Genomic DNA, 25207 nt, shown 5'->3' with positions numbered 1-25207 from the left:
CCTCAATCGGGCACGTTGACGCCGCTGTTCTCCTGCGGGTCGCTCTCCTCGGGAGATACGACTTCGCCATCCGCGGCCGGGGCGTCGGAGGATTCGATGGATTCGGTCTGTTCGAGACTACCGTCCGGCGATGAGGACACGCCAACGGCTCCGACGATCAAATATCCGACGACGATGAGGGCGACGCCCGCGATGAGGACGATGAGGATCGGTCGACCCGAGCGTCCCTGCTTGGCGTCGGATTCTTTCAGTTTTTCAGCCATTACCTAATGTTTTCCGAAATGAGATGCCGCCCCGTAGAGAGCGCGTTTGGTAAGGCTGAACGAAGGGACGGCGACTTTGTTTCGCAAGGGCGAAACAATCCATTTTGAACGATGCTAGGGAGGGCAAAACGCCACAGGCGCAGGCTTCGAGCGCTCACGCCGACCTGCGGAAGCGCCTCAAGATATTCAAATCAAATCGAAAAACGAAAAGGAGCCAGTGCCCGCTACGTCAAGGCCGCCGTTGAACGAGGCGGTCGCTCTTATCGTCGGATTTTTTCTGGATGACGAGATTGAAGCGGTTGGCGGCGCCGATCTCGCGCTCGAAGTTGAAGGCGAGGGCGCCGGACGTCGCCTTGATGTCTTCAAGCTTGGAAACGCTTTCGACGAAACCGGAGGGCGCGGTGACCTTACCGAGGGCGAGCGCTTCGTCGAGCTCCTTGGTTAGGACTTCGGTCGCGTCGTCGGCCGCTTTCTCGTCTTCGAGATCAAGCTTGAAGCGGAGTGTGTCGACCTCGGAGCCTGCCGGGCCGCGGGCGATCTGGGCGATCGAGAAGCCTTCGCCGTCCTGATTGCCGTAGCACTCGTTCTCGCCGTCGAAGAGCGGGCTCTTGTCCCATTCAGCGCCTTTGCCGAGGGTCTTGCAGAGCGTGTCGGGGGAGGCGGCGATTATGCCGGTCTCTTCAGCCTGTTTGGGCTCCGGCTGTTTGACCGGCTCGGGCTGCTTGCGTTCGAGCGCGACGGTCTTCAGGAGTCGCGGCTTGGCGGCGGTGATCTGTGTCGCGGCCGAGCGGTCCGGATTGATGAGGTTCGCAGCGCCCGCGACCTGACGTTTCGTCTCGGCGTTGATGGCGGCGAACTGGACCGTCTGGAAAGCGTCGCTCGTGCGGACCGCGAAGGCGACGCCGGAGATGGCGACGGCGAGAAGCATGAAGCGGAAGGTCGTCGTGCCGAGGAAGTGGATCGCTATTTCGCCGGGTGTTCGGTGTTCGCCGACGAGGCGTTTGAGGGCCAGGAAGCGCTCTGCTCCATTCCATCGATTCACGGTCGAAGTCCTCCTTACGAACTATCCGGCGAAAGGTTTTCCATAGGAACCAGACGCGAAACACGGGTCTCGCGGATAGTTAAAGAAACGTTGACGTGGAGAGTCGAATCTCCGGAGCCGTTTGGTGCGGCTTTCGGTGATTCATCCCCCTGCCTGTGACTAGTAGGCAGCGAATTCGTCCAGAAGAGGGCGAAACCCGGCGGAAGCGGCCACCGAACAGTTCGGGAGCAGGCTTCGCGCCACTTTTGGTTTGGCGAAACCGGTCTTGCTTAAGGACGATCCGCTCAGCGGCGCTCTATCACATAATCGAGGAGATGACTGGCGTAATAGACATAACCATCGGCCGAAGCGTGGAAGCCGTCGCGCGAAAAACCGAGCGGTTCGACGCGCGGAAGCGTGGTTGCCACGATGGCGCCGCGTTCGAAGCAGAGCGCAGTGCCCATGCGCCGGATGATCCGTGCGCGCAGCTCAAGGACATGGGCCAGCGCGCGCGGCAGCGCCGGAACGCGTTTCATGTCGACCGGTGGAGACCAGACGAGGCGCGCTTCGGGCCATTTCGCCCTCAGCGCGTAGAGAAGGGTGCCGAAACCCTTCTTGAATCGCTTGGCGCCGTGGAAGTTCTTGGCGTCGTTGGTGCCGATCATCAGGACGATATGGGTGAAGGCCTCGCGGGCGAGGTTGGGCACGACATGGTCCCTAACATCGGCCGACACGGCGGAATTCGAGCCGGCGGTGCGCCAGAAGACCGATCTGCCGGTGATGGCGAATATCCGCTCGGCGAGTTTGGGCCCGAGTGAATCCTCGATCCGGTCGACGCCGACGCCGGCGGCGCTGGAATCGCCGATGACGAGGAGGCGGACGGCCGCGTCCTTGACGGATTCGGTGCCGACGAAGCCGGTGAGCGGGCCGACCGGCGGGCCCATGCGGATGATGCGCCTGCGGGCTCGGATGCCCTGCCAGATATAGACGGGCAGCAGCAGCCACGAAATGAGAGCGGTCTTGCCGGAGGCGGCAATACCGCCGGCGGCGAACCCGTCGAAGGGAGGAACGACTTCCTCGAAGCTCAGTTGGCTCATTCCTTCAAGACCTCCACTCCGGGGAGGGCCTTGCCTTCCATCCATTCGAGGAAAGCGCCGCCCGCCGTCGAGATATAGCTGAAATCATCGCTGACACCGGCCTGGTTGAGAGCTGCCACCGTATCACCGCCGCCCGCGATGGAAACCAGCTTTCCGCCTCGGGTCAACTCCGCCGCATGTCGCGCCGCGCCGATAGTCGCCTCGTCGAAAGGCTCGACCTCGAAGGCGCCGAGGGGGCCGTTCCAGACGAGGGTTTTCGCGTTGTCGAGCCGTTCGTTCACGGCTTTCAGCGATTCCGGACCGGCGTCGAGGATCATCATGTCCTCGGGCGTTTCCTCGACAGGGACGGTCTCGGTCGATCCGCCTGAGCGCAGCTGGCGGGCGACGACGACATCGGTCGGGAGCAGGATCTCGCAGCCCTTTTCATCCGCGCGCTTCATGATGGAGCGCGCGGTGTCTGCAAGATCGTGCTCGCAGAGCGACTGGCCGACATTGACGCCTTTTGCCGCAAGGAAGGTGTTGGCCATGCCGCCGCCGATGACGAGACTGTCCACCCGATCGAGAAGATTTGTGAGGACGTCGATCTTCGTGGAAACCTTTGAGCCGCCGACGATCGCGACGACCGGTTTTTCCGGGGCTTCCAGACCGGCCTGAAGGGCCTCGATTTCCGCCTGCATGGTACGGCCGGCATAAGAGGGCAGGTGGTGGGCGACGCCCTCCGTGGAGCCGTGGGCCCGGTGGGCGGCGGAGAACGCGTCGTTGACGTAGATATCGCCAAGGGAGGCGAGGCTTTCGGCAAATTCCGGCGCGTTCGCCTCTTCGCCGGCATGGAAGCGGGTGTTTTCGAGAAGAACGACATCGCCGTCCTTCAGCATTTCGACGATCCCGGCGGCGACGGGGCCGATACAGTCATCGGCGAAACCGACCGGCTTTCCGAGACGCTCGGACAGGACTTCGGCGATCGGCTTCAATGACATGGCGGGATTGGGCTCGCCTTTCGGACGGCCGAAATGGGCGAGCAGGATGACCCGTGCGCCCTTCTCGGCAAGCTCCGCAATGGTCGGCAGAGCGCGGTCGATGCGCGTTGCGTCCGTGACCTTCCCGTCTTTCATCGGCAAATTGAAATCGACGCGCACGAGGACGCGCTTTCCGGTGACGTCCGCGTCGTCAATCGTTCTGAACTGGAAGGTCATCTGAAGGTCGAACCCAACTCTTTCGTTTGTCCGGACCTTTATACAAAAGGCCCGCTCTGATGTTTGGCGTCTTTGTACGGTTTTGGCCGCGCCTGCGGCAAGCGAAGAAATCGCATGACTGGCGGTGATAGGCAGATCGTGCCGAAGAGGGACTTCAATTCTGATCGTTCGACTTGGCTCGCCGGAAAAGACGTCTGATCGCGGAGCGGCCTTCCTTGGTGCTTCTGAAGATCGGCAGGAGCGTATTGTCAGGGGGCGAGAGCGAGAGGCCCGCGCTGACGATGGTTCGATCCGGTCCGGTCTCGCGAACGATGAGTTCCACCGGTCCTATCGGCGCGCGGTCGCCATAGGAGGGATAACCACCGAGGCGGCGGGACATCAGCTCGTCGACCGTCAGCTCCCGTTCTTCTTCCGGAAGATCGAAACCGTAGGCCTCCGCGAGCGATGCGGCGGGCGAAGCCGGATTGATGGTGAATTCGCCGAAGAATTCTTCGTCGTCCTCCTCGACCGGCGATCGGCTGGCGAAGAGACGGTCGAGAAGCGGCGGGAAGCGCGGCGAGATGAAAAGATAGACGTAGTCTCCCGGCTGAAGGCGCCCTGCATACTGATAGCGCATGGAGCGCCCGTTGCGGATGACCAAGGATGGCCGGGCCCAGCGCGGTACGCGCGAGCCGGTGGCGACCGGGCTGCCCTCCACGACCCGGTAGGAAAGAAGTTCGTGATCGGCCGCGCCGGGGAGTTCGAGCTCGAATTTCTCGATCGGGCCGATGCGTGGCGGGACCGTGAGCCGGAGCCATCGCGCCACGCTCGCAAGCGTCCAGCCCTGTAGCAGAAGCGAAGTGAGGACGATGACGAAGGCGATGTTGAAGAAGGCGTAGAAGCCCTCGATGCCGCCGAGGATCGGCAGGATGGCGAGAAGGATCGAGACCGCGCCGCGCAGGCCGACCCAGGAGATGAAGAGGGTTTCCCGCTTGCGGAAGCCGAAGGGCAGCAGGCAAAGCCAGACCGCGACCGGCCGCGCGACGAAGATGAGGAAGAACGCGAGCAGGATGCCGGGGATCAGGATCGCGTCGAAATTGCGCGGCGTCGCGAGAAGGCCGAGAATAAGGAACATGATGATCTGGGCGAGCCAGGTCATGCCTTCCTGGAAGCGCCGGATCGAGGCCGCCCGCTTCAACCCGGCATTTCCCGCGTAAAGGCCAGCTACATAGACTGCGAGAAAGCCCGAACCGCCAAGAGCACCGGTGAGTGCGAAGAGCGCCAGTGCAAGGGCGATGATGAGGATCGGCAGAAGCCCGCGATCGACCGTGAGCCTGGCGATGAAATAGGCGATGCCGCGCCCGCCGATGAGGCCGGCGACGATGCCAAGGCCCATCTGTTGGATGAAGCCGAGCAGGACGCTGATCCCCAGCTGCTCGAAGCCGCCGCCCTCGGCGAGGAGTTCCACCAGGGCGATGGTGAGAAAGATTGCCATCGGGTCGTTGGTGCCGGACTCGATTTCCAGCAGCGAACGGATGCGGTCTCGCAGGATAATGCCGCTGGTCTTGAGGAGGAAGAAAACGGCGGCGGCATCAGTCGAGCCGACGATCGCGCCGAGCAGCATGCCTTCCATGAGACCGATCCCGAGCAGCCAATTCGCCGCGAGGCCGAACAGGACGGCTGTGCCGAGGACGCCGATCGTTGCGAGCGTGATGGCCGGGGCCGCCGCCTGCCGGAAGGTCGATAGAGGCGTCTGGAAGCCGGAATCAAAGAGGATGACCGCGAGCGCCAGCGTGCCGACGAAATAGGCGACCGGCTCGTTGTCGAATTCGAGGCCGAGACCGTCCGTGCCCGCGATCAGGCCGACCGACAGGAAGAGCAGCAGCAGCGGCGTGCCGAAGCGCGAGGCGAGCAGGCTGGAGAACGCCGCCAGAAGCACGAGGACCGTGCCGACAAGGATGACGAGATAGAGGTCTTCGAGCATCGGGGATCAATCATGCGGCCATTTTGGCGATGGCTGCTGGGAGAAGGTCCGGCGCGACCGATCGTGTGGCAGCGTCCGGGAATTGATTTCAAAACCATATGAGTCTCGAAATCTGTCCGGCCAATGCCTTTCTTGCATGGCGAATGTGAAAACGGGCCGCTTGTGGGCGACCCGTTTCCGTTGGCTTCAAATGTGTGAGAGCGCGATCAGCCCGCGTTGTGCAACGCGATCGCGGTGTCGGACATGCGGTTCGAGAAGCCCCATTCGTTGTCGTACCAGGAGAGGACCGAGACGAGGGTGCCTTCCATGACCTTGGTCTGGTCCATGTGGAAGATCGAGGAATGGGGATCGTGGTTGAAGTCGATCGAGACGTTCTTTTCGTTGGTGTAGCCGAGAACGCCCTTAAGCGGGCCGTCGGCGGCTGTCTTGATGGCGTTCTTGATCTCGTCGACGCTGGTCTCGCGCTTGGCGACGAATTTGAGATCGACCACCGAGACGTTGGGGGTCGGGACGCGCATGGCGAAGCCGTCGAGCTTGCCGTCGAGCTCCGGCAGGACGAGGCCGACGGCCTTGGCGGCACCGGTCGAGGTCGGGATCATAGAGAGCGCAGCGGCGCGGCCCCGGTAAAGATCCTTGTGCATGGTGTCGAGCGTCGGCTGGTCTCCGGTATAGGAGTGGATCGTCGTCATCATGCCCTTCTCGATGCCGATGGCTTCGTTGAGGACCATGGCGACCGGCGAGAGGCAGTTCGTGGTGCAGGAGGCGTTGGATACCACCTTGTGCTCGCTCGTGAGCTTGTCGTGGTTGACGCCATAGACGACGGTGAGATCGGCTTCGGTGCCCGGTGCCGAAATGAGGACCTTCTTCGCGCCGGCGTCGAGATGGGCGGAGGCCTTGTCGCGGGCGGTGAAGAGACCGGTGCATTCGAGGGCGACGTCGACGCCGAGATCGCCCCAAGGCAGGTTCTTCGGATCACGCTCGGAGGTAACGCGGATCGGGCCGCGACCGACATCGATCGTCTCGCCGTCGACTTTCACCTCGCCGGGGAAGCGGCCGTGGACTGAATCGTAGCGAATGAGGTGGGCGTTGGTCTCGACCGGACCGAGATCGTTGATGCCGACGACCTCGATATCCGTGCGGCCCGACTCGATGATCGAGCGGAGGATGTTGCGGCCGATGCGGCCGAAGCCGTTGATTGCGACGCGAACTGCCATTGGTAAAGGTCTCCCGGATCTTCAAAGGTCTCGAACACTGCCGGGCTTGCGACCGGACGTTGGTTGTCCACGTAATGCCAAGCCTTCGTGCGATCAATGCGCAAATACCATGAGCTTTGGTGATGGTATGGCCGCGTTTCGCTGATGGGCAGAGTTGCCGGGCGATGAAAAGGAGCGGGCGTGCATGCAGAAGATCGTCCGACTCTTCAGGGCAGCCATCATCGGATGGTGGAACGACCGGGCGTTGAGCCTCGGCGCGGCGATCTCGTTCTATGCGCTTTTCTCGCTGGGGCCGGTGCTGCTCGCGAGCGTGACGATCGCCGGTCTCTTCTTCGGCCATGACGCGACGCGGCTTGCGGTCGTCGACGAGGCCGGGTCGCTGATCGGAACAGATGCGGCGGGTGCGCTCGACTCGATGCTGAGTGCCGCGACCCAGTTCGGAACGGGGTGGTTTTCAATACTTTTCGGGGTCGCGATGTTCTTCGTGCTGGCAACCGGCGCGATCGTCGAATTGCAGGACGACCTCAACATCATCTTCCGGTCCCAGCCGAAGGTCGGAGATTTCTGGGCGATAGTGCGCGGTCGGCTGATCAGCCTCGCGCTGGTGCTGACACTCGGCTTTTTGCTTTTGATTTCGCTGGTGATCGATGCCGGGCTGACCGCGCTCTCGGCCTACATCCTCACCCGCTTCGAGGATCTGACGGTGTTGGTCGTCGGCCTGAACGTCTTGTTCAGCTGGACGGTCGCGACCGCCCTCTTCGCCCTCATCTTCCGGCTGTTGCCGAACAAGCGGCTGGAATGGCTGACGGTGATCGTCGGCGCGGCGCTGACGGCCGCGCTTCTTGAAATCGGCAAGTTCCTGATCGGCCTCTACATCGGCCAGAGCGGGATCACTTCCACTTACGGCTCGGCGGCGTCGCTGGTGACGATCCTCCTCTGGATCTTCTACACCTGCCAGATATTCCTGTTCGGCGCCGAGTTCACCTGGGCCTACTCGGTCGAGCGTGGAACCTCGGAGGGCGAGCCGCAGCCGGCGTAATGCCGAGCGATCACGCTTCCGTTTCCTCGCCTTCCTCCGGCTCAGGCGCCATGCGATCGATCACCTGCCGGACGACCTCGTCCGCGGTGATTCCGAAATGCTTGTAGAGGTCGTCTGCCTTGCCGCTGGCTCCAAAGCCCGTCATGCCGACGAAGATACCATGGCGGCCGATGAGAGTGTCCCAGCCCTGCCGGACGCCGGCCTCGATCGCGACCTTGAGCGAAGGGTCGTCGATAAAGGCTGCGCGGTATTCTTCGGGCTGGGCTTCGAATAGTTCGAAGCACGGCACCGAAACGACGCGGGTCGGGAAGCCGTCCTGTTCCAACGTTTTCTGGGCCGCCACGGCGATCTCGACCTCCGTACCGGTCGCAAAGAGGGTGACCTTCGCCTCGCCATGGGCGGAGACGAGTTCGTAGGCGCCGCGGGCCGACTTGTTCTCGTCATGCTCGTCCGTCCGCAAAGCGGGCACGGTCTGGCGCGAGAGCGCGAGAACCGTTGGCCGGTTCTCGGACTGAAGCGCGATAGACCAGCACTCCAGCGTTTCGACGAGATCGGCGGGGCGCATCACGGCGAGATTGGGGATCGCGCGCAGGGCGGCGAGATGCTCGACCGGCTGATGGGTCGGACCGTCCTCGCCGAGGCCGATCGAATCGTGCGTCAGGACATAGACGACGCGCAGCCCCATCAGCGCCGTCAGCCGGATCGCGCCGCGCGCGTAGTCCGAGAAGACCAGGAAGGTGCCGCCATAGGGAATGACGCCGCCATGCAGCGCCATCCCGTTCATGACGCCGGCCATGGCGTGCTCGCGGATGCCGTAATGGATGTAGCGGCCGCCGTAATCCTCTCGGGTCAGGACCCCAAGATCCTTGGTGAGCGTGTTGTTCGAGCCGGTCAGATCGGCCGAACCGCCCAGGGTCTCGGGCACGATTTCGTTGATGACGTCGAGCGCCATTTCCGATGCCTTGCGGGTTGCGAGCGCGGGCCGCGTCTCGTTGGCATTGCGCTTGGCGCGTTCGATCCGCTGTTTGAGGCCGCTCGGAAGGTCGCCGCGGTGGGCGCGGTCGAACTCGCCGCGCTGCTCGGCATCGAGGGCGGCGTGGCGCTCTTCCCATTTGCGGCGGGCTGCGGCCGATCTGAGGCCGGCGATGCGCCATTGGTCGACGATATTGGCAGGGACTTCGAACGGTTCGTGCGGCCAGCCGAGCGTCTCGCGCATCGTCTTGATTTCATCTTCGCCGAGCGGTGAGCCATGGGCCTTCGCTGTGCCGGCCTTGCCGCTCGCGCCGAAGCCGATCGTCGTGCGGCAATCGACCAGGCTGGGCTTGTCGGAGGCGTTGGCGGACTCGATCGCCGCGGCGATCTCCTCCTGATCGTGCCCATCGCAGGAGAATGTATCCCAGCCGCAGGCCTGGAAGCGGGCGAGCTGATCGGTCGAATCGGCGAGGGAGACGTTACCGTCGATCGTGATGCCGTTATTGTCCCAGATCATGGTCAGCTTGGAAAGGTTCAGCTGGCCGGCGAGCGAGATCGCCTCCTGGGAGATGCCTTCCATCAGGCAGCCGTCGCCGACGAAGACATAGGTGCGGTGATCGACGATTTCGTTCCCGAAGCGCGCGGCGAGATGGCGTTCGGCGATCGCCATGCCGACGGAATTCGCGATGCCCTGGCCGAGCGGGCCGGTCGTCGTCTCGATACCGGCGGCGTGGCCGTATTCGGGATGGCCCGCGGCCTTCGATCCGAGCTGCCGGAAGCTGCGGATTTCGTCGATATCGATGTCCTTGTAGCCGAGCAGATAGAGGAGGCTGTAGAGCAGCATCGATCCATGCCCGGCGGAAAACACGAACCGATCTCGGTTCGGCCAGTCTGGCATGGTGGGATCGAAGCGCATGAAGCGCGTAAAGAGAACGGTCGCGATGTCCGCCGCGCCAAGGGGCAGGCCGGGATGGCCGGACCCCGCGTTCTCGACCGCGTCGGCACTGAGGAAGCGGATGGCGTTTGCCATGTCGCGGGCGTTTTCGGGACTGGTCATGGAGGCGCTCTAGTAGCTTAAGGGTCCGCACGGCCTGCGTGTCGGGCCATCTTTTCCAATTTCGCGGGGAGACATCACAGGCTCGATGAGCTGTCAACGTTGCCTGCAATTAAGCCTCGACAGCCTATGGTGAGATCGCTTTCTGGAATTGAAATCCGTGATGCACTGCCGGGCATATGTGTATTGGAGCGAGTGGTCGTCAGAAGGTCAAGCCGGCTTCGGCGGAGCTGACAGTTCGCCGTCTTCAAAATGAAAGACTCTGTAGGCGGTGTCAGTCTCCCGTTTCAGGGCCGCCTAGACCTCGTCGTGGCTTGCAGTGGGAGGGGCGTGGCCGAAGCACAGGACCGTCAGTTCCGGAATCCTCGCAGCGAAAATTGCCTCGATTGCCGCAGGACAAAAATCAGGGCTTTGGCATCACCGGCCAGCGTCAGGGACCGCTCGTCGAACTCCCTACGCTTGCCGGTTTCCCGGTCGCTTTCGGGCCACTCAAGAGGTCTGCTCATTCTTCAAAGGCTTTTGATGAAACCGTGATCGGCAAGTTTCAGCAAGCCCTGTCAGCATGTCCTTGCGTGTGCTGACGCTATTCTAATTGATTGTCGGGCGTTTGTGGCCGCAGCGCAAATCCACTGAATGAGCGGAGCCGGCAGTCCGTGGCTGGGCCATAAACTGCTCTTTCGCGGTACGGTTTGCGCGCGTTTCGCTCGACACTCGCCTTTTCCGCAGCCTTCGGGCGGGTTAAACCATGCCGAGAGCGGGAGGCTTCAGCGAATCAAGTGGATCGGACAATGGCGGAGGACGGCGATTTCGAGCGGAGCGAGGCGCGGTTGCAGGCTGCTGCGGACGCACTGTCGACGGCGATCGACACGCGGCTTGCCCGCGAGGCCGTGCTCGTCGACACCGAGGCCGCGATCCAGCGAATGACCGCCGACCGTGGACGTCTTGCGCGGGAACTCGACAATGCGCTCGCCCGCAGCGAACGGCTGGAGAAGGCGAACCGCGAAGTTTCGCACCGGCTCGTCGATGCCATGGAGCGGGTTCGCAACGTGATAGCGCCGAGCGAGGAATGAAGCCTTGGCCGGCGCGAGCCGGCCGCGATGAGGGAAGAGTTGGACCGCGATGCCGCAGGTGGTCGTAACGATCGACGGAAAGACCTATCGCATGGCCTGCGGGCCGGGCGAGGAGGATCATCTTCACGATCTCGCTTCCGGGATCGAGGAGAAGATCCAGGGCCTGAAGGACGGCGTCGGGCAGATCGGCGACCAGCGCCTGACCATCATGGCGGCGATCATGACGGCGGACGAACTGGCCGATGCCCAGAACCGGATCAATACGCTGGAAGACGAGAACCAGACCCTGAAGAGCAAGGTCTCGTCGCTTGAAGACCGGATGGCCGATCTGCGCAACCGTTGTGCCAAGGCCATGGACAAGGCCTCTCACCTGATGGAAACGTTGGCGAGCCGCATCTCCTGACGAGTGGCGATCGTATTTTCGACGCCCGATCGTCGCATCCGTTGCGGCGCTGGTGCACGGCATTATCCTTTGGCAGCGAGATAAAGCGTTGAGCGTAGCAGACGAAGATATTTCATTGAGAACCAAAGCTTTTCGGGGAATCACGCCGATACTCTGCTCGCTCTATGCCCTTTGGCTCGCGGGCTGCGCCGGCGCGTTGAACGCCGTGACGAGCGGGGCCGGATACAGCATCGTCGAAAATGTCCGCTATATGCCGGGAGAGCGCGGGACGCTCGATCTCTATATTCCGGAAGGCGCCGGGCCGAACGCGCCGGTCGTCATCTTCGTCCATGGCGGAAGTTGGGATACGGGCAGCAAGGACATCTATCTCTTCGTCGGCCAGTCGCTGGCGAGCGAGGGGATCATCGTCGCGGTGCCCAACTACCGGCTCTATCCGGAAGTGCAGTTCCCCGGCTTTATCGAGGATGCGGCGCGCGCGACCGTTTCGGTCGGTGCGTGGGCTCGGCAGGGCGAGAACGGCATTCCTGCCGGAAGCCATCCGTTGTTCCTGATGGGCCATTCGGCCGGAGCCGAGATCGCCGGACTGCTCGCGACGGACGGGCGTTATCTCGCCAAGGCCGGCGGGTCGATTAGCGCGCTTGCAGGTTTTGTCGGTCTGTCCGGTCCATTCGATTTCCTGCCGCTGACCGACGAGCGCTATATGCGCATCTTCCCCGATGCGACGCGCGAGGCGAGCCAGCCGGTGAACTTCGTCGATGGGGACGAACCGCCGATGCTGCTGATCCATGGCGGTGCCGATACGGTGGTCGATCCGAAGAACACGCGATCGCTGGCGGCGAAAGCGCGGGCGGAGGGCGTGTCCGTCTCGGACCGCATCGTGGCGGGCGTCGACCACACCGGCACGATCAAGGCCTTCGCGACGGCCCTCGAATTGGGCGACCGGTCGATCCGCTCCGATGTGATCCAGTTCGTGAAGGGGCGGTCACGATGACGTTGGCGGGTGCGGGAACCGGGAGCGACCTCTCAACCTATGCCCCGCGTGTCTTTCCGGGAACCGAGACGCTTGTCGGGCGAACGGTGACGATGGAGCCGATTACGGATGACAGTCGGTTCGGCGAGCTCTGGGAGGCCTATTCAGCCGACCGCGACGGTGACCTGTGGCGCTGGATGCATAGTGGGCCATTTCAGACGGAAGAGGCGTATCGCGCCTATGCATCCAAGACTTATCTGCAGGACGGGCACCGTTTCTATGCCTTCATCCCAAAGGATATCGGCCGTGCGGCCGGCGCCTGCGCTTTGTTCCGTGCCGACTTGTCCAACGGCGTAATCGAGATCGGACATGTCTGCCTCGCGCCTTCGATTCAGCGCACGGTTGCCGCGGGCGAAGGCTACTTTCTGCTGATGCGGATGGTTTTCGACACGCTTGGCTATCGCCGATTCGAATGGAAATGCAACGCTCTGAACGAGCCTTCCAAGCGCGCCGCCGCGCGCCTTGGCTTCAGCTACGAAGGCCTCTTCCGGCAGCACCAGATCGTGAAGGGCGAGAACCGGGATACGGCGTGGTTTTCGATGCTCGACCGGGAATGGCCGGCGCTGGAGCCAGCCTTTGAGCGTTGGCTCGATCCGGAGAACTTCGATGCCGACGGAAACCAGCGCCGCCCGCTGAGCGAATTGACAGCGGAAGCGCTGGGCAAGGCCTGAGCGGCCCGGCTATTGGTCAGCCGTTGGCGGAGACAATCGTGACAAGTGCCTCAGACGGATAGATGCTTTCGTAGAGGACGCCATCGCCCGGCATGAAGCGCAGGACCGTCTCGTCGCGGTCGTCGGCCATTTCGAGCGTGCCGTCCGAGGTCTTGCGCCACTTTGCGACGCGAACGAGGGCCGGCGAACCCTGGCAGTCGGGCCCGATCGGGGCAGCCTTGAATTCGTCGGACAGACCTTCGGGATTAACGATCCGGCAGCTCGCACCGCTTCTCAGATCGATCATCCGCATGGCGGGCGAAGCCTGCTGAGCGCTCGCGACCGGGACCGTTGCGGTGGTCCTCGGGTCGATAAGCGTTGCACCTGCGCGAGTCGTTTCCGACGGCAGCGGCGCGCCCTGGAGATTGGCGACGAGAACGACGGCGGCAATGCCTGCACCGGCAGCGGTCGCGACGAAGTTCATCATGGTGGCCCCTCGAAATACGCTGAACGTGTTGGCCCCCATTATCTACCTGTAATCCTTAAGCGAAGGTTGAGACGTGGAACACTTCGTTAGGAATGTGCGGTTCGTGTCGCAGACCGTGCAGGCGGCTTGCGAATTTGCCGGCTTGATCAAGGACGACATGCCTGCGCGGTATATCTCATTCTTGTTGAATATTGTGGCCAGCCTGCCTGAGCAGGGTGTGTGCCGTGCAAAAGAGCAGTTGCGGCATCGTTTATTCTTGGTAATTGAAACGATTTAATTCGGAATCAAACCGTTTGAATTTATGGGGCTGCAAATAAAATCGATTGAAGATTTGGTTTTTCTTGTCGTTTCTCCGTAATACTGTTGTCACAATCCGACCGCTGCGCTAGCCTTTGATCAGGAGGCGGCTCGTTGTCATGCGGGCCGTATGCGTTTTTACGGTCGGGATGGGCACCATGAACGAGATCGGAACACGGAATGCGAATGCAGGGATCGAGACGACGGGGCTTTCCGGCCTCAACTCGATCCGCTGGAACCTGTCGGAAGCCGAGCTCGTCGAAGTCGCCGTGCGGCGGGGCGAGGGGCAGCTGACGGCTCACGGTGCGCTCAACGTCACGACAGGTAAGCACACGGGCCGCTCCGCCAAGGACAAGTTCGTCGTCCGTGATGACGCGACCGAGAACGCGATCTGGTGGGACAACAACAAGCCGATGTCGCCTGACGCCTTCGGCCGTCTCTACGACGACTTCAAAACCCACGCGGAAGGCAAGGATCTCTTCGTTCAGGACCTGATCGGCGGTGCCGATCCGGCAAACGCCATAAAGGTGCGCGTCGTCACGGAATTCGCCTGGCATGCGCTCTTCATCCGCAATCTTCTGATCCGCCCGAGCGCGGAGGACCTGGCCGACTTCGTGCCGGAGATGACGATCATCGATCTGCCCTCCTTCACGGCGGATCCCGAGCGGCATGAGTGCCGGTCCGAGACGGTGATTGGCTGCGATCTCGAAAACCTCACCGTTCTCATCGGCGGCACCTCCTATGGCGGCGAGATGAAGAAGAGCGTCTTCACCGCGCTCAACTACCGCCTGCCGAAGACCGGCGTCATGCCGATGCACTGCTCGGCCAATGTCGCAGAAGACGGTAAGTCGGCGGTGTTCTTCGGCCTTTCGGGTACGGGCAAGACGACGCTTTCGGCCGATCCCGAGCGCACGCTGATCGGTGACGACGAACATGGCTGGGGCGAAAGCGGCATCTTCAACTTCGAAGGCGGCTGCTATGCGAAGACCATTCGCCTGTCGGAAGAGAGCGAGCCGGAAATCTTCGGCACGACCCGCAAGTTCGGCACGGTGCTCGAGAATGTCGTGCTCGATCAGGACCGCGTGCCGGACTTCAACGACGGTTCGCTGACCGAGAACACCCGCGCGGCCTATCCGCTGCACTACATCCCCAACGCCTCGAAGACCGGCCGCGATGGCCATCCGTCAGCGATCGTGATGCTGACTGCCGATGCCTTTGGCGTCTTGCCGCCGATCGCGCGGCTGACGCCGTCGGAAGCGATGTACCACTTCCTTTCAGGCTACACCGCGAAGGTCGCGGGAACCGAAAAGGGCGTGACCGAGCCTGAAGCGACGTTCTCGACATGCTTCGGCGCGCCGTTCATGCCGCGTCATCCGTCGGAATACGGCAATCTCTTGCGCGACCTGATCGCCAAGCATGAAGTCGATTGCTGGCTGGTGAACACCGGCTGGACCGGCGGTGCCTACGGTACGGGCCAGCGCATGCCGATCAAGGCGACCCGCCGGCTTCTCGCCGCTGCGCTGGACGGCTCGCTGAATGGCGCGCAGTTCCGCACCGACCCCTATTTCGGGTTCGCCGTTCCGGTTTCGGTCGATGGTGTAGAGGACCGTATCCTCGATCCGCGTTCGACCTGGGCCGATCAGGCGGCTTACGATGCCCAGGCCAAGCGCCTCGTGGAGATGTTCCAGGAAAATTTCCACCGCTTCGAGGATACGGTCGACGGTTCGGTTCTGGAGGCAGCGCCAAATTTCAAGATTGCGGCTGAGTAAGGCCGCCGATTCAAAACTCCCCAAATCCCCTCTCGAAGCGGCCCGTGCGTGATGCGCGGGCCGTTTTCGTTTGTGGGCGAGCGATCGCCACTCTGGCGGCGGGGTTCAAGCGCCGGCCGCACGGCCTATAAATCAAAGGGCGCCTTCAACCATCGACCGGACCCCTGTGTATGCCCGAAGCCATCGAGATCACCAGCCGGATCACGATTCCCGACTATGAGCTCTCCGAGCAGTTCGTGACGGCTGGCGGTCCGGGCGGGCAAAACGTCAACAAGGTGTCGAGTGCGGTGCAGCTGCGGTTCTATGCGGCGCGATCCGGCGCGATCAGCCCGGAAGCCAAGCAGCGTCTGATGCGGATTGCCGGGCGGCGGGCGACCAAGGATGGCGAAGTGCTGATCGAGGCCTCGCGTCACCGTACCCAGGAGCGCAATCGCGAAGATGCGCGGGAGCGGCTGCGCGATTTGGTACTCGAAGCGCTGAAACCGCCTCCGCCGCCCCGTAAAAAGACGCGGCCATCGCGCGGTGCGATGGAACGGCGGCTGAAGGCGAAGAAGGGCCGAGGGCATATCAAGGCGATGCGCGGCAAGGTGGAGGACGGGTAAGCGCAGAGCCGTCGGGCAGCCGCGGCAAGCGCCGCGCGGTGCGGCGAAAGCCGTAAAAGAGAGCGCCCCATCTCATGCGATACGCGATTGTGATGCCGGTTCCGGCAACCGGTAGGCTCCCCGAACGTAGCTCCCGCATGGTCCGTCCGGATGACTAGGCCTTCGCAAGGCCGTTCCGGACGTTGGAAACGCGTTCAGACCCAGGGAGGTCGTTTCAAGATGCTGAAGACCCTAATCAGAACCACCGCAATCGCTACGCTGCTCGTGGCCGGCGCCGCTCATGCCCAGGACAGCAGTTCCGAACCAATGCAGACTGAACCCGGTGTACCGGAGAGTGAAGCAGGTTCGATGGAGAGCGAGCCAAGCGCACCCGAAAGCGAGGCGGAAGCGCCCGAGAACGAGGCAGCGCCAACTCCTGAAGACGAGCAGAGCGACAGTGAAAGTGCATCGGACTCTGCCGGTACGGGATCGCGCATCGGTGAAATGCCGGTGGTCGGCGGCGCTCCAATGGACCCGCAGAAGCCGATCGGTGAGAACGCCACCGAAGCTGCGAACCTGACCACACTGGTTGCGGCTATGAAGGCCGCCGATCTTGTGGAGACTCTGTCCGGCGCCGGGCCGTTCACCGTCCTCGCGCCAAGCAACGAGGCCTTCGAGAAGCTGCCCGACGGCACTGTGGACGAGTTGCTGAAGCCGGAAAACAAGGAACGGCTTACCAACATCCTCGTCTACCACGTGATTCCCGAAGAGGCGACGTCGGAAGCGTTGACCAAGCTGATCGAGGAGGATGGCGGCGAGCACCCGGTTACCACGCTGGAAGGCCAGGAACTGACGCTGTCGAAGGACGGAGATACCATCGTCGCCACCGACCCGCAGGGGAATGCGGCGCGCGTCACGCAGGCTGACGTCATGCAGTCGAACGGCGTTGTCCATGTGATCGATACGGTGCTGATGCCAGCCGAGTGACAGCCCCGAATACGCCTCTCCGACGCATGAACTACTCCGGTTCGGAGCCTCGGTCTCGAGACGTAGGGTCTTCGTCGCTCGGGGTATTTGGCTAGCGAATCGGTCCGTGCATTTTGCGAAAGCACCTCTCCGCCAGGGCGATCTCGGTGGTGGAGGGGTGCGACGGCATGAAACTTTTCGGCTGTGGCCCGCGAACCTACTTCAAGACAACGAAGATATTCGTCGCCGCCGGGCAACCGAGGCGGCGACCTCCGAGGGAGATGAACAATGCCCATGCCACGACGCAGCTTTCTTGCATCCGCCACCGCGCTCGCCGGCGCAGCTGCCGCCGGCCTTTTCGCGCGCAGTGGAGCGAACGCAGCCGAGGAGAAATTCCCTGTCTCGCTGTCGACTGACGAATGGCGCGAGCGCCTGACGCAGAGCCAGTTCGCAGTTCTGCGCGAGGAAGCGACCGAAACGCCGTTCTCAAGCCCGCTCAACAAGAACAAGAAAGAGGGACTCTACGCCTGCGCGGGATGCGACAATCCGGTCTATTCTTCCGAGACAAAGTTTGAGTCCGGCACCGGCTGGCCGAGTTTCTGGGCGCCGCTCAGCGAAAAGGCGATCGGTACACGTACGGACTACAAGCTGATCTATCCGCGCACCGAGGTCCATTGCGCCCGTTGCGGCGGCCATCTCGGTCACGTCTTCAACGACGGTCCGAAGCCGACCGGCAAGCGCCACTGCCTCAACGGCGTTGCGCTGAACTTCAAGCCCGGACCGACGAGCGTCGGCTGATTGGCTGAACACAGTTCTGGGGACGATATACCGCGTTCGGCCTCGAACGCGGTGTCTTCATCAGGGACCACAGTGAGCGCGCCGATTGAAGGTGAGGGGGTAGAACCCCATATTCGTGAAGACGGCGCCGGTGCCTGAAAGGGCCGTTGCCATAAAGGTCGCTTCACGAAGGATCTGAACCCGAACGCCATGAACCGAACCACCCTGTTTTCCAGCCCGTTGCTTCTCGGATTTGACGGCATCGAACGGACCCTGGAGCGGTTCGCAAAAGGCGGCGACGGTTATCCGCCCTACAACATCGAACGTGTCGAGGCAGAAGCTGCTTCAGGATACGTTCACATGATCCGAATTACACTCGCGGTCGCCGGCTTCCGGCCCGAAGACCTCGAAGTGGTAACGGAGGAAAACCAGCTGATCATTCGCGGCCGTCAGGCCGAGGAAGGCGAGCGGGTTTATCTTCATCGCGGGATCGCCGCGCGGCAGTTTCAGAAGGGCTTCCTGCTCGCCGATGGAATGGAAATCATCGGCGCTCAACTGAAGAACGGCCTGTTATCCATCGATCTGGCGAAGCCTGAACCGGAACGGATCGTCAGACGGATTGAAATCGCGGTCGAGGAATGATCCGGTTTCGAGCGTTTGCCTTACGAGGAGACGAATATGACTGACATGAACATCAACGACGTGACAGAAAACGATCTCGCTGCGATCGGCGAGGGCAACATCGCTTATATGCGGCGGATGTCCTCCGACGAGATGATCAAGCGATTTCCGGTCGGCAACCAGATCGAGCCGGGCCTTGATCTCTGGGCGCTTTTCGGCGCCGACGGCACCCCGCTTGCCGTCTCGGACGATCCGGGATCGATCCTGCAAAGCGCAAGCCAGAACGAGCTCGAGACCGTCAGCATTCACTGACGGCTGCGGACAAAAGGGGCTCGAAACAAGATAGAACGAAGCGCTTCCGCTCGATCGGAGGCGCTTTTTTCATGGGCGATGCGCTGGGACAAGCTCAGCGGGCTGTCCAGGCGTTCGGGATGTGGACCGGCCATCGGCGAGGCAAGACAGCGACGATATCGAAGCGCGAGGTAAGCCGGGCATGATCCGGCTGGCGGCGGAGCCACTGGTCCGCCGCGTTCTCGATCCGGCGCTGGGCCTGCGGGGCAACGGCCTCCATCGCAGCTTCGACGCTGGACCGCGCCTTGACCTCGACGAAGGCGACGAGATCGCCTTTGCGCGCAATGAGATCGATCTCGCCGCCCTTCACCTTGTAGCGGCGGGCAGAGATGCGGAAGCCCTTGAGAATGAGGGCGAGCGCTGCCCGGTATTCCGCGATGTGACCGCGTCGAAAACGCGACCGGCGTTCGGTCTTGCCGGCGTTCTTCTCGTGGCGCTTCGGCCCGCTCATCCCTTGTCCTTGAGCGAAAGCGCGCGCTGGTAGAGTTCGCGGCGGGGGAGTCCGGTCAGTCGCGCTGCCTCCTGGGCGGCCTTGGTGGGCTTCATCTCGGCGAGCAGCCCTTCGAGGATGCCGTCGATGTCTGCTTCACCGGGCGTTTCGTCTTCGGCGGGCGGGCCGATGCAGACGACGATCTCGCCTTTCACTGTTTCCATCGCGGCGAAATCGGCTGCAAGCTTCGAGAGTGGACCGCGATAGACCGTTTCGTGCATCTTCGTCAGCTCACGGCACACGGCTGCCGGGCGATCGCCAAGTGCTGCACTCATCGCCGCGAGACTGGCCGCTATGCGGTGCGGCGCCTCATAGAAGACGAGCGTGCCGGGGATGCGGAGCAGGGCTTCCAGGCGGTCGGCCCGCGCTTTTTCCTTGGACGGTAGAAAGCCCGCGAAGAAAAACGCATCCGAGGGAAGGCCCGAAATCGCGAGTGCCGTGAGGACCGCCGATGCGCCAGGTATGGTGAAGACCGGAACCTCCGCCTCGATTGCGGCCTGAACGAGTTCGTAGCCTGGGTCCGAAACCAGCGGTGTGCCTGCATCCGATACAAGAGCCACCGATCCGCCGGCACGGACAGCCTCGATCAGGGTGTCGGCGGCCTTTTCACCGGAATGGTCGTGATAGGTCGTCATGCGCCGGTCGATGCCGTAGCGCTTCAGGAGCTTGCCGGTGACGCGCGTATCTTCGCAGGCAAGCTGCTCGGCGCCCGCCATCACGTCGAGCGCGCGCAGGCTCATATCGTCGAGATGGCCGATCGGAGTCGCGACGAGATAAAGCCCAGGCTCGGGACGCCGCGCCTCATGGACGGCGCCTCGGATCGTATAGGTCCGGCTGGAATTCGATTGGGTCATTCGCGGAGAATTATACGCGCGGAGCGGGGAGGGCCAGCAGCCGTTTTCCGCAAAATGGACAAACCCGCATCTCCGGCCGGCCTACCGAGAAAGTTAGGTGCCCTCTGCTACCGCAGCCAGCCAGCCGTCATGGTCATGGCCGCCCGGAACACATAGGCCCCTTCTTCGTCGCGGACCAAGATCGCAATCGTGTGTCGGTTGGCGTCCGCCAGCCGCTCCGAGACGATGGAGGGCAGTGCCTCCATAGCGAATTTCTGAATAGCTTCGCTGCTGTCGCATACAACGCCTGTTTCATCGCGTTGAAGCGTCGAGTCGTCCTCTATGTCGAAATAGAAGGTCGGCATCCTAAAGTCCGATTGAGAGGCGCGCGCTGTTGTAACCATTAAGCTTTCAACAACTTAGCCCGGAAAGATTTCCGATCGGTGCGCGCTTTATCTCCTTAGCCGGGTGTTTACCGTGCAGCGATCAATATATTCCGGACCGGAATTTGTGATCTTGTCGGAGCTGAACGTGCGCAGCAGCTAGTCGACACGCTCAGGCCAGGTCCGCGACGACCGCATCGAGAACCATCATGCCGGCCGGCGTGCAGCGCAGACGATCGCGGCCGAGCCGCTCGACCATGCCGTTTTCGACGAGGTCGCGCTCGGAGCGCGGATCGATGTCTCGGCCTGAGAGTTCGCGCCAGCGCTTGAGATCGACACCTTCGGCAAGCCGCAGGCCCATCAGCAGAAGTTCGTCCGCCTGTTCGGAGATGCTGAGGGCTTCCTCCACCTTCATGCCATGGTCCCAGTCCTCGACCATCTGGAGCCAGGTCTCGGGCAGGGGCTCGTTGGCCGTGGCGTAGCGATATCCGTCCCAGGAGAGACGGCCATGGGCACCGGGACCGACGCCGGCATAGTGGCCATAGCGCCAGTAGGTGAGGTTGTGGCGGCTTTCCGCGCCGGGCACGGCGTGGTTGGAAATCTCGTAGGCTTGCAGGCCTTTCGCAGCGGTGATCGACTGGGTCGCCTCATAGAGATCGGCGGAGAGATCGCCGTCCGGCACGATCAGCTTGCCGGCCTTGTGGAGGGCGTAGAAGGCCGTGCCTTCCTCGATCGTCAGCTGGTAGAGCGAGAGGTGATCCGCGGCGAGATCGATCGCGCGGGCAAGTTCGGCCTCCCACTGGGCGACCGTCTGGTCGGGCCGGGCATAGATGAGATCGAAGGAGAGGCGCGGGAATATCTCGCGGGCAAGGCCGATGGCGCGCAGCGCCTCTTCGACATTGTGCCGCCGGCCGAGGCGCTTCAAGTCGCGGTCGTTGAGCGCCTGAACGCCGAGCGAGACGCGGTTGACGCCGGCGGTGCGATAGCCCCGGAAGCGGTTCGCCTCGACGCTCGACGGATTGGCTTCGAGGGTGATCTCGGCATCCGGCGCGACGGTCCAGATGTTGGAGATCGCGTTGAGGATGATGCCGACCGTCGCCGGCTCCATGAGCGATGGCGTGCCGCCGCCGAGGAAGATCGAGGTGACCCTCTCGCCCCTCGACCGCCGGCCCATCTCGGCCAGCTCGCGCTCGAAGGCCGCCGCATAGCGCGCCTGATCGACGGGCTTCATCCGCACATGGCTGTTGAAGTCGCAATAGGGACATTTGGCGGCGCAGAACGGCCAATGCACATAGACGCCGAAGCCGGGATCGGTCGCGACCGGCTTGAACGGAAGGACATTCGTCCTGGGCGCTTCGAGAAGGCTCGTGCTCATCGGCCTGAAACTATCCGCTCAATCTGTCCCGAGGGCTTCGCGGGCGAATTTCTGGAAGGCTCGGGCGCGGTGGGAGAGGGCGTCCGGCTGGCCGGGCTTCCAGGCGTGTTTTTCGGCCGACATCATCTCGCCGAAGGTCTTTTCGAGGCCGTCTGGCAGGAAGATCGGGTCGTAGCCGAAGCCGAGATCGCCGCGCGGTGGCCAGACGATCTGGCCGTGAACCTCGCCGCGATAAAGATGCGTCTCGCCGGAGGGCATGGCGAGGCAGAGGACCGCGACGAAGGTGGCGCGGCGCTTGTCGGGTGTGGTCGCGCCGGCCGCCTGCAACTTTTCCTCCACGTTTCGCATCGCCATGTCGAAGTCGCGGTCCGGTCCCGCCCAGCGGGCCGAGTAGATGCCGGGATCGCCGTTCAGCGCGTCGATCGAGATACCGGAATCGTCCGACAGGCAGGCAAGGCCGGTGGCCTTGTGGGAGGCGAGCGCCTTGATCTCGGCATTCGCCTCGTAGGTGGTGCCGGTCTCCTCGGGATCTTCGAGGTTCTTCTCCTTGGCGGAGGTGACCTCGAAGCCGAAGGGCTCCATCAGCTCGCGGATTTCCCAGATCTTGCCGCGATTGTGGCTGGCGACGAGGAGGGGGCCGTCTTCGGGTTTGAGGAGGGGCATGGCCTTACGCGTCTCCCAGTGCCTTGGTCTGCGCCTCGACCAGCTCGCCGATGCCCTTTCGGGCCAGCGCCATGAGCTGCATGAACTCGTCTTCCGAGAAGGGTGCGCCTTCGGCGGTGCCCTGGATTTCGACGATCCCGCCTGCGCCCGTCATCACGAAGTTCGCATCGGTCTCGGCGACGGAGTCCTCGGGGTAGTCGAGGTCGAGCACCGGCTCGTTCTTGTAGATGCCGCAGGAGACCGCGGCGACATGGCCTTTCAGCACATCCTTGCGCTGGCACATGCCGCGCGTTTCCATCCATTTCAGGCATTCGGCAAGCGCCACGAAGCCGCCGGTGATGGATGCGGTGCGGGTGCCGCCATCGGCCTGGATGACGTCGCAGTCCACCGTGATCTGGCGTTCGCCGAGCGCGCCGAGATCGACGACGGCGCGCAGCGAGCGGCCGATGAGGCGCTGGATTTCAACCGTGCGCCCGCCCTGCTTGCCGGCTGACGCCTCGCGGCGCATGCGGTCGCCGGTGGCGCGGGGCAGCATGCCGTATTCGGCCGTCACCCAGCCCTTGCCTGAATTCTTGAGCCAGGGCGGAATGCGCTCTTCGAGGCTGGCCGTGCAGAGGACATGCGTCTCGCCGAACTTGACGAGGCATGAGCCTTCCGCATGGCGGTTGACGCCGGTGGTCAGCGAGACCTCGCGCATGGCGTCGGCGGGGCGTTTGGATGGGCGCATGTTGGCTCCCGAGTGTGAATGGTTAACGGATCGTTGCGGGCTTCTAACGGGGAAGGAGGGCGGAGGGAAGGCGCGCATCTCTTTCGGATCGCACGGCGCGCGCCCATATCGCTGTCACGACATGACAGATGAGCCAATTGAGGCACGCCCGATGACGCTTCCCTATTCCGTTCTCGATCTTTCGCCGATTCCCGAAGGCTTTGACGCGCGTGACGCGCTCGCCAATTCCGCCGATCTTGCGGCCCATGCCGAGGCGCTGGGCTATACCCGCTTCTGGATGGCAGAGCACCACAACATGGTGGGGATCGCGAGTGCCGCGACGGCGGTCGCCCTTGGGCATGTGGGCGCGAACACGAAGACGATTCGTATCGGCTCGGGCGGCATCATGCTGCCGAACCATTCGCCGCTGATGGTGGCGGAAGCCTTCGGCACGCTGGCAACGCTCTATCCGGGACGCGTCGATCTCGGCCTCGGCCGCGCGCCGGGCACGGACCAGAAGACGGCGATGGCGCTCCGTCGCACGATGAACGGGACCGACAACTTCCCGCAGGACGTCGTCGAGCTGATGGGCTATTTCGCCAAGGACGACGATGCGCAGGGCAAGGTGCGCGCCGTGCCGGGCGAGGGCACCGAGGTGCCGATCTTCATTCTCGGCTCGAGCCTTTATGGCGCGCAGCTCGCGGCCTATCTCGGTCTGCCCTACGCCTTCGCCTCCCACTTCGCGCCGGGCGCTCTCGCCGAGGCGGCGAAGACCTATCGCGAGACCTATCGCCCGTCCGAGCCTCATCCCGAGCCTCACTTCATCCTCGCCGCAAACGTCTTCGGCGCGGAGACGGATGATGAGGGGCATTTCCTCAAAAGCTCGATGCAGCAGGCCTTCGCGAACCTGCGCACCGGCAATCCCGGCAAGCTGCCGCGCCCGGTGGAGGATTTCGGCGAGACCGCCCATCCGGCGATCAAGGCTGGCGTCGACGAGGCTCTGCGGGTCTCGGCGGTCGGCTCGCCGGCCAGCGTGCGGGCGGCGATCGAAGGCTGGATGGAGCGCTACCAGCCCGACGAGATCATCTTCGCGAGCCAGATTCACGATCACGGTAAGAGGAAAGAGAGCCATCGGATTGCCGCCGAGGCCATGCAGGCGATTGGTGGGGTTCGGCAGGCGGCTTGAGCGCCTCGGTCACGGTCTCTCGTCATGCGCGGCCACCCTGCCAAGCATTCAGCGGGATGTGCCCCGCACTATCCTCCTTCGTCACCCCGGCTCGGAGGCCGGGATGACGATGCCGAGAGCATTGTGCTTCTAGCCGAAAGTTTAGGACGAAGCGGCAGAAACTCTTTTTCGAAACGTGCACCTCTTTTCGTATATACAATTTAATTGACACCGCCTGAATGAAGGCCTAGCTCAATCAATATGCAGATCGAGTTCGATCCGGAGAAAGACGAGACGAACATCGAGAAGCACGGTGTTTCGCTCGCTCGTGCGAGGGATTTCGAAATCCTCGCCTTCGTCGAGGACGATAGCAAAGATTACGGCGAAACCCGCTATCGGGCTTGGGGTTTGCTGGATGGCGAGGCTCATAGTCTCGCTTTCACCGAGCGAGACGGCATCCTCCGTGCGATCAGTCTTCGCCGGGCGCATCAGAAGGAGATGAAGCGTTATGTCCCGCCCGTCACTGATTGATTCCGAGAACCCGGAATGGACCGAAGACGACTTTGCCAATGCGCGCCCGGCGAGTGAACTCCCGGAGCGCATCCGCGCGGCTTTCCCGAGGACGCGGGGGCCGCAGAAGGCGGCAACGAAAGTGCCGGTCTCGATCCGGCTCAGCCCGGATGTGCTCGATCACTTCAAGGCCGGCGGTCCGGGCTGGCAGTCGCGTATCGACGAGACTCTCCGAAAGGCAGCCGGTCTGGAACGGTGAATTGA

General features: G+C 62.9%; 29 protein-coding genes. 15 read left to right on the top strand and 14 right to left on the bottom strand.

The window, feature by feature from the left end; translation table 11 throughout:
- Positions 1 to 2: 2 nt before the first annotated feature.
- The 6 genes from ABRA89_RS05670 to gap form a co-directional block, all read right to left on the bottom strand.
- Positions 3 to 263: a hypothetical protein gene (locus ABRA89_RS05670; RefSeq protein ID WP_349940479.1), complete on the bottom strand. Its 261-nt coding sequence runs from the start codon at positions 261 to 263 to the stop codon at positions 3 to 5.
- A gap of 229 nt (positions 264 to 492) precedes the next feature.
- On the bottom strand, positions 493 to 1305 hold the full coding sequence (locus ABRA89_RS05665; protein WP_349940478.1) for a DUF6030 family protein: 813 nt from the start codon (positions 1303 to 1305) through the stop codon (positions 493 to 495).
- A gap of 284 nt (positions 1306 to 1589) precedes the next feature.
- Positions 1590 to 2381 carry an SGNH/GDSL hydrolase family protein gene (locus tag ABRA89_RS05660; RefSeq protein WP_349940477.1) on the bottom strand — a complete coding sequence of 264 codons (792 nt, stop codon included), beginning with the start codon at positions 2379 to 2381 and terminating at the stop codon, positions 1590 to 1592.
- Entirely contained in the window at positions 2378 to 3574 is a 1197-nt protein-coding gene (locus tag ABRA89_RS05655; protein WP_349940476.1) for a phosphoglycerate kinase, read from the bottom strand. Before ABRA89_RS05655 ends, ABRA89_RS05660 begins: the two co-directional genes overlap by 4 nt.
- Positions 3575 to 3728: 154 nt before the next feature.
- Entirely contained in the window at positions 3729 to 5537 is a 1809-nt protein-coding gene (locus ABRA89_RS05650) for a potassium/proton antiporter (protein WP_349940475.1), read from the bottom strand.
- Between the two features lie 206 nt (positions 5538 to 5743).
- A complete protein-coding gene (gap, locus tag ABRA89_RS05645; protein ID WP_349940474.1) occupies positions 5744 to 6751 on the bottom strand; it encodes a type I glyceraldehyde-3-phosphate dehydrogenase in 1008 nt (335 codons plus the stop codon).
- Positions 6752 to 6935: 184 nt separating this feature from the next.
- Between gap and ABRA89_RS05640 the strand changes: the two genes are divergently transcribed.
- A complete protein-coding gene (locus ABRA89_RS05640; RefSeq protein WP_349940473.1) occupies positions 6936 to 7790 on the top strand; it encodes a YihY/virulence factor BrkB family protein in 855 nt (284 codons plus the stop codon).
- A gap of 10 nt (positions 7791 to 7800) precedes the next feature.
- Here the strand turns inward: ABRA89_RS05640 and tkt are convergent, their stop codons facing one another.
- Complete coding sequence (tkt, locus tag ABRA89_RS05635; RefSeq protein WP_349940472.1) at positions 7801 to 9819, bottom strand: transketolase; 2019 nt, start codon at positions 9817 to 9819, stop codon at positions 7801 to 7803.
- A 785-nt stretch (positions 9820 to 10604) separates the two neighbouring features.
- Here tkt and ABRA89_RS05630 point away from each other — a divergent pair.
- From ABRA89_RS05630 to ABRA89_RS05615, 4 genes are all read left to right on the top strand, one after another.
- Complete coding sequence (locus ABRA89_RS05630; RefSeq protein ID WP_349940471.1) at positions 10605 to 10886, top strand: DUF4164 family protein; 282 nt, start codon at positions 10605 to 10607, stop codon at positions 10884 to 10886.
- 49 nt (positions 10887 to 10935) lie between these two features.
- Positions 10936 to 11289 (top strand): cell division protein ZapA, encoded by a 354-nt coding sequence (locus ABRA89_RS05625; protein WP_349940470.1) that lies wholly within the window; start codon positions 10936 to 10938, stop codon positions 11287 to 11289.
- Between the two features lie 115 nt (positions 11290 to 11404).
- Entirely contained in the window at positions 11405 to 12280 is an 876-nt protein-coding gene (locus ABRA89_RS05620; protein WP_349940469.1) for an alpha/beta hydrolase, read from the top strand.
- Positions 12277 to 12990 (top strand): GNAT family N-acetyltransferase, encoded by a 714-nt coding sequence (locus ABRA89_RS05615; RefSeq protein ID WP_349940468.1) that lies wholly within the window; start codon positions 12277 to 12279, stop codon positions 12988 to 12990. The genes ABRA89_RS05620 and ABRA89_RS05615 overlap by 4 nt, the downstream gene beginning before the upstream one ends.
- A gap of 16 nt (positions 12991 to 13006) precedes the next feature.
- Here the strand turns inward: ABRA89_RS05615 and ABRA89_RS05610 are convergent, their stop codons facing one another.
- A complete protein-coding gene (locus ABRA89_RS05610) occupies positions 13007 to 13456 on the bottom strand; it encodes a hypothetical protein (protein ID WP_349940467.1) in 450 nt (149 codons plus the stop codon).
- Between the two features lie 103 nt (positions 13457 to 13559).
- Between ABRA89_RS05610 and ABRA89_RS05605 the strand changes: the two genes are divergently transcribed.
- From ABRA89_RS05605 to ABRA89_RS05575, 7 genes are all read left to right on the top strand, one after another.
- Positions 13560 to 13733: a hypothetical protein gene (locus tag ABRA89_RS05605; protein ID WP_349940466.1), complete on the top strand. Its 174-nt coding sequence runs from the start codon at positions 13560 to 13562 to the stop codon at positions 13731 to 13733.
- A gap of 178 nt (positions 13734 to 13911) precedes the next feature.
- Entirely contained in the window at positions 13912 to 15522 is a 1611-nt protein-coding gene (locus ABRA89_RS05600) for a phosphoenolpyruvate carboxykinase (RefSeq protein WP_349940465.1), read from the top strand.
- A gap of 170 nt (positions 15523 to 15692) precedes the next feature.
- Complete coding sequence (gene arfB / locus ABRA89_RS05595; RefSeq protein ID WP_349940464.1) at positions 15693 to 16124, top strand: alternative ribosome rescue aminoacyl-tRNA hydrolase ArfB; 432 nt, start codon at positions 15693 to 15695, stop codon at positions 16122 to 16124.
- A 219-nt stretch (positions 16125 to 16343) separates the two neighbouring features.
- The gene (locus ABRA89_RS05590) at positions 16344 to 17090 is read left to right on the top strand and encodes a fasciclin domain-containing protein (protein ID WP_349940463.1); all 747 of its coding nucleotides are present in this window, start codon (positions 16344 to 16346) and stop codon (positions 17088 to 17090) included.
- Positions 17091 to 17363: 273 nt separating this feature from the next.
- Positions 17364 to 17867: a peptide-methionine (R)-S-oxide reductase MsrB gene (gene msrB, locus ABRA89_RS05585; protein ID WP_349940609.1), complete on the top strand. Its 504-nt coding sequence runs from the start codon at positions 17364 to 17366 to the stop codon at positions 17865 to 17867.
- Positions 17868 to 18056: 189 nt separating this feature from the next.
- Positions 18057 to 18488, top strand: a complete 432-nt coding sequence (locus tag ABRA89_RS05580) for an Hsp20 family protein (protein WP_349940462.1) — start codon at positions 18057 to 18059, stop codon at positions 18486 to 18488.
- Between the two features lie 36 nt (positions 18489 to 18524).
- Positions 18525 to 18779 carry a BQ00720 family protein gene (locus tag ABRA89_RS05575; protein ID WP_349940461.1) on the top strand — a complete coding sequence of 85 codons (255 nt, stop codon included), beginning with the start codon at positions 18525 to 18527 and terminating at the stop codon, positions 18777 to 18779.
- Between the two features lie 94 nt (positions 18780 to 18873).
- Here the strand turns inward: ABRA89_RS05575 and ABRA89_RS05570 are convergent, their stop codons facing one another.
- The 6 genes from ABRA89_RS05570 to rph all read right to left on the bottom strand — a co-directional run bounded on the left by ABRA89_RS05570 (position 18874) and on the right by rph (position 23289).
- Entirely contained in the window at positions 18874 to 19269 is a 396-nt protein-coding gene (locus tag ABRA89_RS05570) for a YraN family protein (RefSeq protein WP_349940460.1), read from the bottom strand.
- On the bottom strand, positions 19266 to 20162 hold the full coding sequence (rsmI, locus tag ABRA89_RS05565; RefSeq protein ID WP_349940459.1) for a 16S rRNA (cytidine(1402)-2'-O)-methyltransferase: 897 nt from the start codon (positions 20160 to 20162) through the stop codon (positions 19266 to 19268). The genes ABRA89_RS05570 and rsmI overlap by 4 nt, the downstream gene beginning before the upstream one ends.
- Before the next feature lie 107 nt (positions 20163 to 20269).
- Positions 20270 to 20506, bottom strand: coding sequence for a DUF6894 family protein (locus ABRA89_RS05560; RefSeq protein ID WP_349940458.1), 237 nt, complete (start codon positions 20504 to 20506; stop codon positions 20270 to 20272).
- Positions 20507 to 20696: 190 nt separating this feature from the next.
- A complete protein-coding gene (hemW, locus tag ABRA89_RS05555; RefSeq protein WP_349940457.1) occupies positions 20697 to 21899 on the bottom strand; it encodes a radical SAM family heme chaperone HemW in 1203 nt (400 codons plus the stop codon).
- Between the two features lie 18 nt (positions 21900 to 21917).
- Complete coding sequence (rdgB, locus tag ABRA89_RS05550; protein WP_349940456.1) at positions 21918 to 22562, bottom strand: RdgB/HAM1 family non-canonical purine NTP pyrophosphatase; 645 nt, start codon at positions 22560 to 22562, stop codon at positions 21918 to 21920.
- Positions 22563 to 22566: 4 nt separating this feature from the next.
- A complete protein-coding gene (gene rph, locus ABRA89_RS05545; protein WP_349940455.1) occupies positions 22567 to 23289 on the bottom strand; it encodes a ribonuclease PH in 723 nt (240 codons plus the stop codon).
- A 151-nt stretch (positions 23290 to 23440) separates the two neighbouring features.
- On the opposite strand from rph, the gene ABRA89_RS05540 reads away from it, so the two are divergent.
- The 3 genes from ABRA89_RS05540 (at position 23441) to ABRA89_RS05530 (ending at position 25202) form a co-directional block, all read left to right on the top strand.
- Positions 23441 to 24454: an LLM class flavin-dependent oxidoreductase gene (locus tag ABRA89_RS05540; protein WP_349940454.1), complete on the top strand. Its 1014-nt coding sequence runs from the start codon at positions 23441 to 23443 to the stop codon at positions 24452 to 24454.
- A 240-nt stretch (positions 24455 to 24694) separates the two neighbouring features.
- A complete protein-coding gene (locus ABRA89_RS05535; RefSeq protein WP_349940453.1) occupies positions 24695 to 24964 on the top strand; it encodes a BrnT family toxin in 270 nt (89 codons plus the stop codon).
- Positions 24942 to 25202: a BrnA antitoxin family protein gene (locus tag ABRA89_RS05530; protein WP_349940452.1), complete on the top strand. Its 261-nt coding sequence runs from the start codon at positions 24942 to 24944 to the stop codon at positions 25200 to 25202. The genes ABRA89_RS05535 and ABRA89_RS05530 overlap by 23 nt, the downstream gene beginning before the upstream one ends.
- Positions 25203 to 25207: the final 5 nt, after the last annotated feature.

Source organism: Fulvimarina thalattae (genome assembly GCF_040239565.1).
Classification (GTDB): Bacteria; Pseudomonadota; Alphaproteobacteria; order Rhizobiales; family Rhizobiaceae; genus Fulvimarina.
This window is presented reverse-complemented; position numbering and strand designations above follow the sequence as displayed.